The sequence below is a fragment of the Grylomicrobium aquisgranense genome (assembly GCF_033971865.1).
GTDB classification, from domain to species: domain Bacteria; phylum Bacillota_I; class Bacilli_A; order Erysipelotrichales; family Erysipelotrichaceae; genus Bulleidia; species Bulleidia massiliensis.
The window spans coordinates 24970-38999 of record NZ_JALBUR010000003.1 but is presented as its reverse complement, the minus strand read 5'-3'; the positions used below and the strand labels follow the sequence as shown (position 1 = coordinate 38999).

The 14030-nt window shown below is 46.6% G+C and carries 14 protein-coding genes and 1 pseudogene; 2 read left to right on the top strand and 13 right to left on the bottom strand.

The features are described 5' to 3' along the window. Nucleotides 1-81 precede the first annotated feature (81 nt). The 10 genes and pseudogenes from MOZ60_RS02220 to MOZ60_RS02175 all read right to left on the bottom strand — a co-directional run bounded on the left by MOZ60_RS02220 (nt 82) and on the right by MOZ60_RS02175 (nt 9214). On the bottom strand, nt 82-624 hold the full coding sequence (locus MOZ60_RS02220; protein ID WP_277635098.1) for a glutathione peroxidase: 543 nt from the start codon (nt 622-624) through the stop codon (nt 82-84). Between the two features lie 57 nt (nt 625-681). Beyond that, a complete protein-coding gene (locus tag MOZ60_RS02215; protein ID WP_370595540.1) occupies nt 682-858 on the bottom strand; it encodes a hypothetical protein in 177 nt (58 codons plus the stop codon). 93 nt (nt 859-951) lie between these two features. Further along, nucleotides 952-1223: pseudogene (locus tag MOZ60_RS02210) on the bottom strand (glutathione peroxidase); the annotation flags it as partial. Between the two features lie 108 nt (nt 1224-1331). Beyond that, nucleotides 1332-1880: a GNAT family N-acetyltransferase gene (locus tag MOZ60_RS02205; RefSeq protein ID WP_370595481.1), complete on the bottom strand. Its 549-nt coding sequence runs from the start codon at nt 1878-1880 to the stop codon at nt 1332-1334. A gap of 158 nt (nt 1881-2038) precedes the next feature. Further along, the gene (locus MOZ60_RS02200; RefSeq protein WP_370595480.1) at nt 2039-3328 is read right to left on the bottom strand and encodes an ATP-binding protein; all 1290 of its coding nucleotides are present in this window, start codon (nt 3326-3328) and stop codon (nt 2039-2041) included. 141 nt (nt 3329-3469) lie between these two features. Then, on the bottom strand, nt 3470-4423 hold the full coding sequence (locus tag MOZ60_RS02195) for an ABC transporter ATP-binding protein (RefSeq protein WP_370595479.1): 954 nt from the start codon (nt 4421-4423) through the stop codon (nt 3470-3472). Further along, entirely contained in the window at nt 4410-5513 is a 1104-nt protein-coding gene (locus MOZ60_RS02190) for an ABC transporter ATP-binding protein (protein WP_108774684.1), read from the bottom strand. Before MOZ60_RS02190 ends, MOZ60_RS02195 begins: the two co-directional genes overlap by 14 nt. A gap of 11 nt (nt 5514-5524) precedes the next feature. After that, entirely contained in the window at nt 5525-6562 is a 1038-nt protein-coding gene (locus MOZ60_RS02185; protein ID WP_108774683.1) for an ABC transporter permease, read from the bottom strand. A gap of 3 nt (nt 6563-6565) precedes the next feature. After that, the gene (locus tag MOZ60_RS02180) at nt 6566-7501 is read right to left on the bottom strand and encodes an ABC transporter permease (RefSeq protein ID WP_108774682.1); all 936 of its coding nucleotides are present in this window, start codon (nt 7499-7501) and stop codon (nt 6566-6568) included. A 75-nt stretch (nt 7502-7576) separates the two neighbouring features. Then, on the bottom strand, nt 7577-9214 hold the full coding sequence (locus MOZ60_RS02175) for a peptide ABC transporter substrate-binding protein (protein ID WP_370595478.1): 1638 nt from the start codon (nt 9212-9214) through the stop codon (nt 7577-7579). A 531-nt stretch (nt 9215-9745) separates the two neighbouring features. Between MOZ60_RS02175 and MOZ60_RS02170 the strand changes: the two genes are divergently transcribed. Then, complete coding sequence (locus tag MOZ60_RS02170) at nt 9746-9907, top strand: DUF6110 family protein (RefSeq protein ID WP_167836254.1); 162 nt, start codon at nt 9746-9748, stop codon at nt 9905-9907. Nucleotides 9908-10012: 105 nt separating this feature from the next. On the opposite strand, the gene MOZ60_RS02165 is transcribed toward MOZ60_RS02170, so the two are convergent. Next, entirely contained in the window at nt 10013-11374 is a 1362-nt protein-coding gene (locus MOZ60_RS02165) for an MATE family efflux transporter (RefSeq protein WP_370595477.1), read from the bottom strand. Nucleotides 11375-11522: 148 nt separating this feature from the next. On the opposite strand from MOZ60_RS02165, the gene cls reads away from it, so the two are divergent. Further along, nucleotides 11523-13037 (top strand): cardiolipin synthase, encoded by a 1515-nt coding sequence (cls, locus tag MOZ60_RS02160; protein WP_370595476.1) that lies wholly within the window; start codon nt 11523-11525, stop codon nt 13035-13037. On the opposite strand, the gene MOZ60_RS02155 is transcribed toward cls, so the two are convergent. Together MOZ60_RS02155 and MOZ60_RS02150 are read right to left on the bottom strand one after the other, a co-directional pair. Beyond that, a complete protein-coding gene (locus MOZ60_RS02155) occupies nt 13038-13586 on the bottom strand; it encodes a histidine phosphatase family protein (RefSeq protein ID WP_370595475.1) in 549 nt (182 codons plus the stop codon). A 1-nt stretch (nt 13587) separates the two neighbouring features. After that, on the bottom strand, nt 13588-13935 hold the full coding sequence (locus tag MOZ60_RS02150) for an iron chaperone (protein ID WP_370595474.1): 348 nt from the start codon (nt 13933-13935) through the stop codon (nt 13588-13590). Nucleotides 13936-14030 lie beyond the last annotated feature (95 nt).

The window sequence follows — 14030 nt, the reverse complement described above, 5'->3', positions numbered from 1 at the left end:
CCAGCATGTAGAAATTGTCCAGATTGCAAAAATAGACCACACTTCCATAAGGATATGTGGTCTGCATTTTCTGGTTCTGTCTTACAGAGTCTGCTCAATACACTTTCTGACATCGTCCATATCTTCGGTGCATTCAAACCGTTTGATGACATTGCCTTTGCGGTCAACGACAAACTTGGTGAAATTCCATTTGATATCTGATGTCTTTTTATAGTCTGGCTTCCATTCCTGTAACAGATCATCCATTAATTCTGATTCTTCACCTGTAAAGCCATGGAATGTCTGCTGTGATTTCAGATAGGTATACAGGGGCAGTTCATGGATGCCATTGACTTCACTCTTGTGGTACTGGGGAAATGTAATGTGATAGTTTTCCACACAGAAGTCATGGATATCCTTGTCTGATCCCGGTGCCTGTCCCATGAACTGGTTGCAGGGAATATCCAGCACGGTAAAGCCTTTGTTATGAAAGTCTTCCTGCATCTGCTGCAATTGCTCATACTGCCAGGTAAAGCCGCATTCCGTCGCCGTGTTGACGATCAGTAATACCTGATTGCTGAAATCCCGGAGTGACTGCTGGCTGCCATCCATGCATGGCAGACTGTATGTCTCAATCTTTTTCATTGTCATTGTCTCCAGTGCCAATGATAGCAGAATTTCATTCGTTCACAATCGTGTTTCTTACAGCAGGCTTTCAACGTATGCTCTGACATCAGCCATGTCAGCCGTCGGCTCAAAGCGCTTGACGACATTGCCTTCACGGTCCACAACGAACTTTGTGAAGTTCCACTTGATGTCTGTGGTTGTCATGTAGTCCGGTGCCACCTTGGACAGCAGATCATTCATTTTGTCTGCCATCGGGCCGCTGAATCCTTCAAAGCCCTTCACACTCTTGAGATAGCGGTAAAGATCCAGCTGATTGTCACCATTGACATCACTCTTCTTATACTGCGTGAAGGTTGTATGATAGTGCAGTGTGCAGAACTCATGAATCTCTTCATCACTGCCCGGGCCTGACCATAGAACTGGTTACACGGAACATCCACAATCTCCAGTCCCTTGTCATGCAGGTCCTCATACATCTTTTCCAGCGGTTCATACTGCGGTGTAAAGCCGCAGCCTGTTGCTGTATTGACAATCAGGATGACCTTGCCCTGGAAATCTCTCAGTGACTTTGTACCGCCGTCAACGGTAGGAACAGAATAATCATATACGTTACTCATGGTAGTTTTCTCCTTTGTTGGTTTCTGCCACGATCATATAGTTAGTTGCATCATACTTCAAACGAGATGCTCACAATTCCACACAAAAAGCGTATGCCAGATTCCTGATTACCTGTCTGATCTCAACACTGCATAGTAACTCATATCGCAAAGTCCCTGGTTATTGATCGCAGCACAGCGCATCGTGCCTTCATACTGCATTCCGCACTTTTTCATCACCAGGCCGGAATTTGGATTATTGACATCATGCCTTGCCTGAATCCGATTAGCTTTTACCTGGTCGAACAGGAAATCAATGACTGCTTTGAGTGCTTCGGATGTGATTCCCTGATGCCACCACTTTCTGCCAATGCAGTATCCGATTTCCATCATTTCTGTCTTTTCATCCATGCCAACAACCGAAATGGAGCCAATTGGTTCATTGAGATCCTTTGGCACAATTGCCCATTGGTAATAGGAAGAATTCTGATAGGGAAAAATCCATTCCCTCAATGTCTTCTCTGCATCATCCACACTTGTATAAGCAGGCCAGGTCAGATACTTAGTGACTTCCTGATCAGATGCCCAGTTGTGATACATTACCGCAGCATCCTCAATCTCAAATCTTCTTAGCAATAGTCTTTTGGTTTCTATATTACAGGTTCCACAATGATTCATTGTTTATTCTCCATTTTCTATGCCAGGTCTCTTCTCAATGATCATCCGTAATTTTATCTAATTTATGAGTAACTTCCGGATGTGATTATCGTTTTAGTTCTCACAAAGTATGCCTGAAGAGCTTATTCAGCACATGCATTGATGATAACTACCTGGATTTATCGATCCAAGCTGTCAGGATCCAGAAGGAAATCAATCAGATTGATTCTCAGTATGCCATCTTCATCAATCCAACTTTTTCCATAAGACTTTGACACTACGATTTTCTTAAAAGAATCCTGTACAGACTTTAATGGCCTCAGCTCTGACTGTTCTTTTTCTTCATAATCCATATTCAGCGCAGATTGGATGTAATACCGTTTGTATCCTTTATTCGCCACAAAATCGATTTCACAGTTCTTACGGATATATTTTCCATCAGCGGTTTTTTCAGATACAGGAACAACCCCCACATCCACATGCATGCCTCTGACAAGAAGCTCATTGTAAATCATGTTTTCCATAATATGGGTTTCTTCCTGTTGTCTTAAACCGAGTCGGACATTTCTCAGACCAACATCAGTGCAATAGTATTTCGAGGGATATTCAAAATACTTTTTTCCCTTCACATCATATCGATCCGCTTTTGAAAACAAAAAGCTTTCCGTAAGATAATTCAGATAATTACTGATTGTTTCCGGATTTACATGAATATTTTGAGTACTCTGAAGTGTTCTGGCAATCTTACTAGCATTTGTGAGAGAGCCAACCGAAGAGCATAAATCATCAGTCAGAGATTTCAGAACAGAGGGAAGCGCAATCGTGTATCTTTCTTCTATATCCTTGAAATAGATTTCTTCAAACAGGTTTGAAAGATAGTCGAATTTATCCTCATCTTCATCTAATTTCAGCAGATAGGGCATGCCGCCATACATGCTGTACTCGTTATAAGCATCCTGTTTATCAAGGTTGGAAGCTGCGTAATATTCACCAAAAGACAGCGGATACATATGGATAACATCGCCGCGTCCTCTGAACTCAGTTGAAATATCCTTGGAAAGCATTTTTGAATTGCTTCCAGTCACATAAACATCAATATTCTTCAGATGCAGGAACCCATTTAAGACACTATAAAGCCTGATAGGCCTGTCCTCCTGCTTCAGCTCTTCTTTTGAAATTGCATATTGAATCTCATCGATCAGCACATAGTACTTCTGCGTACGGTCAGATGCTTTTTCACGAACAAAAGAAGACAGATGGTCCGGATTCCGCAGATCCGCATTCTGATCATCATCAAGAGCGACCGCAATAATCTGATTGTCCAACACACCCTGTGTTCTCAGATAATCTGTGAACAGATCAAAAAGCAAGGTACTCTTTCCACACCTGCGAATACCAGTTACAATCTTAATCCGACCGTTCCATTGTTTCCTTATCAGTTTTTCAAGATATATTTTTCTTTCTATCATAGTATAACCATCCGGAATTTATTAATAATTATTGTCTTCTTTCGACTGCATATTATCATGCAAAGTTTTTTATCACAAGCAATAAAAGAACCTGCAGGGCTCATTCTGCAGGTTCCATCAAGGAGGATATGTAAGGGTAAATTATGCGTTGTAATGTTCTTTGGACCACTTGGCGAATTCTTCGTCTGTGGCCAGGACAGAATGTGTTTTGCTCAGCTGGTGAATGACACCCTTGCTGTAATCAACACCTTCTTTGTCCTTATCATAGCTCAGTGCCACTCTCTTCTTTTCCACAATAGGATTTGGATGCGGGATGGCAGACAGCAGTGATCTTGTGTACGGATGAATCGGATTGGAGAAGATTTCATCCGTCGTGCCTGTTTCGACAATGTATCCCAGGTGCATGACACCGATTCTGTCAGAGATGTATTTGACCATGGCAAGGTCATGGGCAATGAACAGATATGTAATGCCCATTTCATCCTGCAGGTCCTTCATCAGGTTGACAACCTGTGCCTGAATGGAAACGTCCAGGGCGGAAATGGCTTCATCAGCAATGACCAGCTCCGGATGCATGATCAATGCTCTTGCAATACCAATACGCTGTCTCTGGCCGCCGGAGAACTGGTTCGGATAACGGGTCGCATGTTCATGAGAAAGACCGACACGATCCAGAATCGTATAGACCTTGTTATCCAGGTCTTCCTTATCCTTATACAGGTGATGCAGCTCAAGTCCTTCGGCAATGATTTCCTTGACCTTCTTACGAGGGTTCAGGCACGCCATCGGATCCTGGAAGATCATCTGCATATTGATTCTCAGGAAGGACTCATCCTTCTTGGACAGTTTGCCCGAGATATCATGACCGTCAAAGATAATCTTGCCGGCAGTTGGATCATACAGGCGGATGATGGCTCTGCCGGTGGTAGACTTGCCCGAGCCGGATTCACCGACAAGGCCATATGTCTCACCACGGTAGATATCGAAGGAAATGCCATCCACAGCCTTGGTTGTATAGCTGCGGGAGATGCGGAAGTACTGCTTCAGGCCTTCCACATGCAGCAGCGGTTCCTGATTGTAATCAATTTCCGGCATAGCGTTCATCCTCCTCCTTCATCTTCTTCAGTCGATCTTTCAGCTGCTCAGGCATCTCAACCTTCGGCGCTCTCGGGTCACACAGCCATGAGGCAACTCTGTGCTTGCCGCCAACGTTGTACATCGGCGGTTCCGCCTTGTAATCAATGGCCAGCGCATACGGATTGCGCGGTGCAAAGGCATCACCCTGGATTCTTTCCAGCAGGTTCGGCGGGGTGCCAGGAATGGCAAACAGACGGGTGGAATCCGTATCTGTATCCGGCATGGAAGCCAGCAGGCCCCATGTATACGGATGGCGCGGATCATAGAAGATCTCATTGACATCACCCTTCTCAATGATGCGGCCGGCATACATGACATCCACATAGTCTGCTACCTTTGCCACAACACCAAGATCATGGGTAATGTAAATAACCGAAATGTTATGTTCTTCCTGCAGCTTCTTGATCAGCTCCAGGATCTTGGCCTGGATGGTCACATCCAGTGCCGTAGTCGGCTCATCACAGATCAGGATATCCGGATTGCAGGCCAGGGCAATGGCGATGACAACACGCTGTCTCATGCCGCCGGACAGCTGATGCGGATATTCCTTGAAACGCTTCTCAGGATTCTCAATACCAACCTCCCTCAGCAGATCCAGAGCTCTCTTGCGGGCTTCTTCCTTAGACACATTCTCATGAGTCGTAATCGGCTCCATGATCTGCTTGCCAATCTGCATGGTTGGATCAAGAGACGTCATCGGATCCTGGAAGACCATGGCAATGTGCTTGCCATTGAAGCGGTAACGGATTTCACGCTGAGACAGCTTGGTCAGATCGACGGTCTGCTTTTCACCCTTTTCATCCGTATACGTATAGTTGATCGTGCCGGAATCAATGCGGCCGTTGCTGGCCAGGATGCCCATGATGGTCTTGACGGTAACGGACTTGCCAGAGCCGGACTCACCAACGATGGCAATGGTCTCGCCGCGGAACAGGTCCATGCGGACACCGCGGATGGCATTGACTCTACCGGCAGATGTTTCAAATGAGATATTCAGATCGCGGATAGAAAGGACACGGTCCTCTTTCTTACGTGGTACAAGTGACATACGCTTCCTCCTTATCCCTGCTTCTGGTTCGGATCGAAGGCATCACGAATGCCATCTGCGAACAGGTTGAAGCTCAGCATCAGCAGAGCCAGCACGATGATCGGCGCAACCAGAATGAATGGATGCACGGTCATGGACTTGTAGCCATCAGAGATCAAAGAGCCAAGGGATGCCTGCGGAGGCTGGATGCCCAGACCCACGAAGGACAGGAAGGCTTCAGTGAAGATGGCATTGGGAATAGAAAACATGGACATGATGATCAGCTGTCCGAAGATGTTGGGCATGATGTCCTTGAAGATGATGTAGAAACTCTTGGCACCCATGGTTCTGGACGCAAGAACATATTCACTTTCCTTGAGTTTCAGCATTTCAGCACGGGCAATACGTGACATGCCGATCCATCCGGTGATCATCAGGGCAAACACGATGGAGGTAATGCCGCTTGGCAGTACCAGGCCAAGCAGGGTAACAACAACCAGGGTCGGAATGCCATTGAGCACTTCGACAATTCTCTGCATGACCATATCCACCTTACCGCCGAAGTAGCCGGAGATCAGACCATAGGACATACCGATCACAATATCGATGATGGCTGCGGCAAAGGCAATAATCAGTGAGACTCTGGTTCCTTCCCAGACACGGGTGAACAGGTCACGGCCGTTGGTATCGGTGCCAAACCAGTGATACACATTCGTGAAGCCTTTCTGTGCATAGACATTGACGCCGTTTTCCTTGCCGGCAAAGATACCGAGCTTTGCAAGGCCCTGAATACGGGGCGGCAGTGACTGCTCTGCCTGGTTGATCGCTTCACCGGAATAGCCTGAGATCATCGGACCGACAATAGCGAAGAAGATAATGATCAGAATGATGACCATGCCGACAACAGCGCCCTTGTTCTTGCAGAAGGATACCCAGACATCGTGCGCATACGATGTTGTCTTATACACCTTGTCATGAAGCTTTTCGTTCTGCTGAACAAACTGGAAATCATCTTCTGTATAATCGTCGATGACTTCATCTGTCAGAACAGGTCTGCTTGTTTCACTCATAGGTTAATTTCCTCCTTTCGCCACTCTGATGCGAGGATCAATGACGCCATAGAGCACATCAACAATGAGCATCATGATGATATACATGGCGGAATACGTGAAGGCACACGCAATGACAACGTTATAGTCATTGGACTGAATCGCCTGCACCATTAACATACCAATGCCGGGAATGGCAAACACCTTTTCCACGACCATGGAACCTGTCAGCAGGTTGACCAGCAGCGGTCCCATGATGGTAACCAGCGGAATCAAGGTATTACGCAGGGCATGGTGGACAATCAGCGGACGTTCCTTGACGCCTTTTGCTTCAACCAGGGAAATATAATCAGATCCCAGCACATCGATCATTTCAGAACGGGTGAAACGGGAGATGTTAGCCATTGGGAACATGGCAAGTGCAATCGTAGGGAGAACACTGGATGAGAAGGGGATGGAGGTGTTGTAGAGGATCGGTGCCCACTTGAGCTTGAAGCCGATGTAGAAGGCCAGCAGCAGGGCGAATACATAGGATGGAATGGAGACACCAAGAATGGAGACAACAGAGCACAGGGAATCAATCCAGCTGTTATGATGGAGTGCTGCGGCAATGCCAAGCAGAAGTCCGAGAATCGAGCCAAGCACCATGGCCTGGGCGCCAATGCGGATGGATACGCCAAGCGGTCCCATCAGCATTGCTGTGACTGATCTGTTCTTGGTCAATACGTAGGAGACACCGAGATCTCCATGCAGCATATTGACGAGATATTTGAGGAATCGCACGAAGAATGGCTTGTCCAGCCCATACTTGGCATACAGGGCAGCCTTCTGGGATGCTGTCAGTTTCTCATCATTGAATGGAGATCCCGGCATGAGATCCAGCATCAGGAACAGGACAAAGATGATGACCAGCAGGGTCAGGATACTGATCAGCAATCGCTTCAGTATGTATTTTGTCATAAACTATCCTTTCTAACATAGAATGGAGCGAGTTTTGTTAAACCCGCTCCATGATCGTTGTGTGATGAATGAGCCTTAAGCAGCTCTCTTCATATGACGATAGGAATCGACACCTGCGTTGTGGAACTCAATTCCTGTAACCTTCGGATTGATCATCATAGCACCGCCATTCTGATATACCGGGCAGGTTGCATAATCATCCAGCAGCATCTTCTCTGCAGCAACCAGATCAGCCCAGCGTGCCTCAGCATCAGATGCATCATCACCTGTTTCAGCCTTGTTCAGCAGCGCATTGTAATCATCATTGCTGTAAGAGCCGTTGTAACCAGCAATATCAGACTTGAACAGATCCAGATATGTCTGCGGGTCTGCATAGTCAGGACCCCATCTGGTCAGACCAATCTCATACTCATGCTTTGTCATCAGATCCAGTCTTGTCTTCTTAGGCTTGGAATCCAGATTGACAGTCAGGCCAGGCAGATTCGTCTGCAGCTGCTGCTGCAGGTTCTCAGCCACAGCCTTGCTCGCTTCAGAATCCTCGAACAACAGGGTAACTGTGACATCTCCACCCAGAGCTTCCTTAGCCTTGGCATATGCAGCCTGCGCAGCCGTAACATCTTCCTTGATCAGTGTACCGGCAGTATCACGATAATCCTTGCCATCCGGTCCATATGCGAATTCCTTCGGAATGAAGCCCTCTGCCGCAACAGAACCATCTTTCAGAACATCCTTGGCAATACTGTCACGGTCAATGGCAAGCGTGATTGCCTCACGCAGGTCCTTGTTCTGCAGTGTTGCATTGTCAAAGTTATAATCAAGTCTCCAAGCATAGCCCTGCAGACGGGTTGTAAAGCCCTCCTGATCCTTATATGCATCAACCTGCTCACTGGCCAGCTTGACAACATCAATATTGCCAGACTGATATTCAAGCATAGCGGACTGTGTATCCTGCAGGAACTTGAAGGTTACAGTATCAACATCTGTATTGGATGCATCCCAGTAATCATCATTCTTTGTGAATGTATACTGGTTGCCTGTCTGCCAGTCTGTCATTGTATACGGACCACAGTACAGCAGATCATCAATACTCTGGGCAAAATTGTCGCCTTCAGACTCATAGAACTTCTGATTCAGCGGGAAGAAGGACGGGAATGCCATCAGTGAAAGCAGGAATCCGCATGGCTGGGTCAGATGAACAACAAATGTCTTGTCATCGGTTGCCTCAACACCAAGCTCACTCTTATCCTTGGTACCGGCAATAATATCAGCCGCATTCTCAACACCGATTGTTGTTTCAATGAAGTTGTACTCAGAAGCCAGATCAGGATCGACCAGACGCTGCCATCCATAGACAAAGTCAGAAGCAGTCACCGGATCACCATTGGACCACTTGATGCCATCACGCAGATGGAAGGTATATGTCTTGCCATCATCGCTGACATCCCAGCTCTCTGCCAGATCAGGCTGTGCCTGACCATCCGCATCCAGCTGTGCCAGTCCTGCTTCACACATTGACTGCATGATGAAGGAGTTGCCATCTGTTGCATACTCATAATCCATTGTGTTCAAATCTGCATCCATTGCGACGGTTACCGTCTTGCCGGATCCAGATGTTCCGCTGCTGGCTGCAGCAGTACCACCACCGCTGCCTCCGCAGCCCGCCAGCATTGCCAAAGCAAGAGCCAATGCCAGTGGTTTCTTGTAAGCTGTCATTTATATTCCCCCTCTCTGGAATTACTTGAAATTTTAGAGGTCATTGATGAAATTTACAATCATAAATTTCATAATTTTTTCATAATTTGTTAACTCTATCTCCACTTTTCATGTAATTTTTTACATTTGGCCCTGATTTTTACTTTTAAAATCATATTTCAGACACTTTTTTCTGTTTTTCTTCGCCAGTTTGTGCTATAGAAAAACAAATTCTGCAAAATGCATACCTTGTTATTGTCTGTTTTTCAAAAGATTTTTGATTTATGATCAGAAAAACAAAAATGCATATTTTGGCAAAGGCATGGCATGTGTCCCTTCAGATGCAGCACCATGTACCAAATCGCATACGTATCTGATTGCAATGTTCCCCCATCGCGCTTTCATATCTGAAAGTCATCATTTCAAATTTGTGTTACTTGCAAAAAGACTGTTGAAGCCAGTACAAATGCACATTGACAAAATCTGTGTATGCGTTAAAGCAAAACTAGTTTGTTTATATATACTAACTGTATAAAAAAGGAGAATAGATTCATGAGTTCCTGGACAAATGCAAGAATGATTGCGTACGGTTTCCTGCTTGGCACTGCCGGTGTTTCGATTCTGGCCAGCAGGGATGCCAAGCAAGTTTATACGCATGTGACCGCTGCCTGCAAGCGGGGCGGCACTTCATTGATGAAGACCTTCACAGCATGACATCCCTGCTGCCAAAGCAGAAGGAAAGCATACATGCAGACAAGACAGCAATTGCCTAGATCCTCCTGATAAAAAGACATGTCTGATATAAGCAGGCATGTCTTTTTAGATACGCAGTTGTGTCCATTCGCCCTTCTCGAAACGGTATCTGAGAAGAACAAAGCGTGAGAATTGATCAGAAAGAACACCGAGCCAGATACCCGTCAGGCCAAGTGCAAATACGGATGTCAGCAGCCATGTAACAATGGTACGGATAAGCGTCACACTGAGCAGTGAGGCAAACAGGCAGTATTTGACATCACCGGCACCGCGCAGGCAGCCGCCGTAGATGACCTGAGAGACCTGGAACAGGGCAATGACGATGATGAATCTGGAGATCAGCACACCATCTGACAGGATGTCCGGGGCATTGAAGAACATGGAGAATAATGCTTTGCCGAAAAAGAAGAAGATGATGGCAACAACGATGGAGATGGCCAGACCGACATGCTGGCAGAGGCTGCCATAGATCTTTGCCAGATCTGGTTTCTTTTCACCAAGGGAGCGGCCGATCAAAGCAACCGCAGCGACCTGCATGCCATCGCCGAAGGAGAATGTCAGGCTCAGGAAATTCATACCTACCTGGTGGGCCGCAAAGGCATCGGTGCCAAGTCTTGCAGCAATGACGGCCGTTGTCATAAAGCCCACTCTCATTGCAAAGTTTTCAATCAACAGGTTATAGGCGAGATGCCAGATGGACTTCATGACGTTCCAGGAAGCACTGACCTTTTCTTTTACAATATAGGGAATCGAAACAAAAGAGTTCTTTTTGAACAGGGACTGCAGTGACATGGCAAAGGAAGCGATGGTGCCAAGCACCGTTGCCACAGCAGCACCGAACAGATGCCATTCCGGGAAACCAAAGTTGCCGTTGATCAGTAAATAATTAAAACAAATGTTGACAAGGGAAGAAACGATATTGGTTGTCATGGCGATCTTGGTATTGCCGGCGCCGCGCTGGGCTGCGTTAATCACCATGGTCAGTACATTGAAGATCATGCCGCCCTGGATGACCCGGAAGTAGATCACAGCCGCATCATGGGTATCACTGTTGGAACCGCAGAGTCTGATGATGGGGCTGGCAAATGCAACAGACAGGATGCTCAAAGCAATGCAGACAATCACTGTAAACCACAGTGCTGTTACCAATACTTCATTAGCATTGCGCCTGTCATTCTGTCCCTTTCTTCTTGCAACCAGGGCAGAAACGGCCACATTTGTTGAAAAGAAGACTGCCAGGGTAATGAACTTTGGCTGGGTGGTCAGACCAACTGCTGCCACCGCATAGGTGCCAAGGGAGGAAACCATCATGGTGTCAATCATCCCTGCCAGAGATATAAAAAAGCTTTCAAGAACAGCGGGCCATGCCAGTTTCACTGTTTCCTGAAGCAGTTTTCTGCGGTCATATGTCTCTGTTTGTTGTTCCATCTCCTCTTCCTCCCTTTGATGCAGTAACTCTAGCAGAGATTTACCATTGTGTTTACTGTTTTTCCAAATGTTGGAAATTTGTTCTGGCAGGATGTCGTATAATAGCACCATAACGGCTCACATTATGTCGGAAAGGGCATCACTGCTTATGAAATATGTTGAGAAACTGCTGCGGCCGGCAATTCTGATTCTGGGCGGTATCATTGAAATCGCAATTGTTCTGGGATTATTCCACTTCTTTACAAGCTTTGCATGGGTAGATCTGGTACTCAGACTGATCAGCACGGTCATTGTCATCACTGTCATTAACAATTCCCGCCACCTGTCATTTGATATGATGTGGATTCTGCTGATTCTACTGTTCCCGCTGCCAGGAACACTGATCTACTTATTCCTGGGTGCCAATCTGGTCGCTTCCAGAACAATCTCTGCTCTTGTCAGGGAAACCAGAAAAGCCAGCTGCTGTCTGCAGCAGGATCCCAGGGTTCTTCATGATCTGCAGGCAGAAATGCCGGATCTGTCCGGTGATGTGCACTATCTCAGTGCCACTGCCGGCTTCCCGATCTATCACAATACCGGCTTTGACTATTATCCACTCGGAGATGACGGCTATCCTGTCATGCTGGAAGAGATGCGCAAAGCAGAGAAGTTCATCTTTCTGGAATACTTCATCATTGAAAGAGGTGTGATGTGGGATGGCATGCTGGAGATTCTGAAGCAGAAGGCACAGCAGGGCCTGGATGTACGGGTGATGTACGATGACATGGGTTCTCTTGCCACTCTGCCAGCTTCTTATGCAAAGCAATTGGAGCAGGAAGGCATCAAATGTGTGCGTTTCAACAAGCTCAATCCTGTCATTGGTGCAGTCATGAATCACCGGGATCACCGCAAGATCATGGTGATTGATGGTAAGACAGCTTTCTCCGGCGGTATCAACCTGGCGGATGAATATATCAACCGCATCGTAAAACACGGACACTGGAAAGATAACTGTATCCGCATCAAGGGTGAAGCTGTCTGGTCCTATACTGTTCTGTTTCTGACTAACTGGAATGCTTTGCGGCCAACGGATGAGGATTTCAGCATCTTTCACGCCCAGGCTGAACAGGGTAAAGCGGATGGCTATATTGCCGCCTATGGAGACAGCCCGTTTGACAATGAAAGCACCGGTCAGAATGTTTACATGAACATCCTGAACAATGCAAAGAAGTATGTATATATCTCTACGCCCTATCTGATTATTGACACAGAACTGGAGAATGCTCTGATTCTTGCCGCAAAGCGGGGTGTGGATGTCAGAATTCTGACTCCTGGTGTTGCGGATAAAAAAACAGTCTGGTATATCACCAGATCGTTCTATCAGAATCTGATTGCGGGAGGTGTGAAGATCTATGAATACACACCCGGCTTCAATCATGCCAAGGTTTTTGTCAGCGATGATAAAGCTGCCACTGTAGGCACCATCAATCTGGATTACCGCTCTTTGTATCTGCACTTTGAAAACGGCACATATCTGTGCGGTTCAAAGAAAGTCATGAATATCAGAGATGATATGATTGCATGCTATCATGTATCTCATCAGATGCACAAAGGCGACATTAAAGAAAACATCTTCCAGCGAATGGCTATCGGCTTCATCAAGCTGTTTGCAGCACAAATGTGATCAGAAATCGTATGCAATGATCTGACCGTTTTTGATGCCATAGGCAGCGAAATCTTCATTGGTCATATCATGGAAGTAGGATTCCGTGATTCTGGCAATGCCATTATGTGCGACCAGCAGATAGGTCTTATCTGTATCCTGCTTCAATTCATCCAGCAGATTATAGATGCGCTGCGCCATCCGCATCATGGATTCCCCGCCGTCATAGCTGTCACAGAAGTTCCTTCTTGCCAAAGCAAATTCCCTGCTGTCACGGGCAAGTCCTTCCCATTTGCCAAAGCATTGTTCGCGCAGTCTTGGCTCCACGCGTACAGGAAGACCCGTAATCTTTGCAATCTCAGATGCAGTATCATGTGCACGGCTCAATGGCGAGCACAGAATCTCATCAATATGCACTTCACCAGCATCGATTCTTCTCTTTAATTCCATGCCGGTTTCCTTCGCCTGCTGTCTTCCCTTTTCTGTCAATGGACTGTCGGTGGATCCGCAGATCTTGTTTTCCACGTTCCATACCGTCTGACCATGGCGGACAAAATATACTTTTCCCATATCATTTCTCCCGGTGATGCACACCGCACCAGTCTGCCAGTTCTCTGATCAGATCCAGGGGCAACTGATTGCCATAAGGAATCTGAATCGCCCCTTTGCTGTAACGGAGATTGCGCTTTTTCAGCTCAGCAGTGAAGTATTCTACACCATCACCGCCAGGATAGATACCAATGTGATGTTTCGCAGCTGCCATATGAATCAGATTATGCTGATCCCACCATGTAGGCATCCCCCAGGATATCTTTTCAACAGCATCCGGCAGCTGTGCCCGGATCACATCACGCACTTCATTCAGATTTTCCTGCACCATTTCATCCTGTGCAGCAATATATTCATCAATCGGGTTCAAGAGACACTTCCTCCCTCATATGTCCTGTCAATAAACACCTGCCGTTTTCAGCAATCTCCTGAATCATCTTTTCAGCAGGCAAAAACCGCCGCCAT

What these genes read in the sequence shown, in the direction of transcription:
- MOZ60_RS02220 (WP_277635098.1), bottom strand. Translation starts at nt 624, where the DNA reads ATGAAAAAGATTGAGACATACAGTCTGCCATGCATGGATGGCAGCCAG.
- MOZ60_RS02215 (WP_370595540.1), bottom strand. Translation starts at nt 858, where the DNA reads ATGGCAGACAAAATGAATGATCTGCTGTCCAAGGTGGCACCGGACTAC.
- MOZ60_RS02205 (WP_370595481.1), bottom strand. Translation starts at nt 1,880, where the DNA reads ATGAATCATTGTGGAACCTGTAATATAGAAACCAAAAGACTATTGCTA.
- MOZ60_RS02200 (WP_370595480.1), bottom strand. Translation starts at nt 3,328, where the DNA reads ATGATAGAAAGAAAAATATATCTTGAAAAACTGATAAGGAAACAATGG.
- MOZ60_RS02195 (WP_370595479.1), bottom strand. Translation starts at nt 4,423, where the DNA reads ATGCCGGAAATTGATTACAATCAGGAACCGCTGCTGCATGTGGAAGGC.
- MOZ60_RS02190 (WP_108774684.1), bottom strand. Translation starts at nt 5,513, where the DNA reads ATGTCACTTGTACCACGTAAGAAAGAGGACCGTGTCCTTTCTATCCGC.
- MOZ60_RS02185 (WP_108774683.1), bottom strand. Translation starts at nt 6,562, where the DNA reads ATGAGTGAAACAAGCAGACCTGTTCTGACAGATGAAGTCATCGACGAT.
- MOZ60_RS02180 (WP_108774682.1), bottom strand. Translation starts at nt 7,501, where the DNA reads ATGACAAAATACATACTGAAGCGATTGCTGATCAGTATCCTGACCCTG.
- MOZ60_RS02175 (WP_370595478.1), bottom strand. Translation starts at nt 9,214, where the DNA reads ATGACAGCTTACAAGAAACCACTGGCATTGGCTCTTGCTTTGGCAATG.
- MOZ60_RS02170 (WP_167836254.1), top strand. Translation starts at nt 9,746, where the DNA reads ATGAGTTCCTGGACAAATGCAAGAATGATTGCGTACGGTTTCCTGCTT.
- MOZ60_RS02165 (WP_370595477.1), bottom strand. Translation starts at nt 11,374, where the DNA reads ATGGAACAACAAACAGAGACATATGACCGCAGAAAACTGCTTCAGGAA.
- cls (WP_370595476.1), top strand. Translation starts at nt 11,523, where the DNA reads ATGAAATATGTTGAGAAACTGCTGCGGCCGGCAATTCTGATTCTGGGC.
- MOZ60_RS02155 (WP_370595475.1), bottom strand. Translation starts at nt 13,586, where the DNA reads ATGGGAAAAGTATATTTTGTCCGCCATGGTCAGACGGTATGGAACGTG.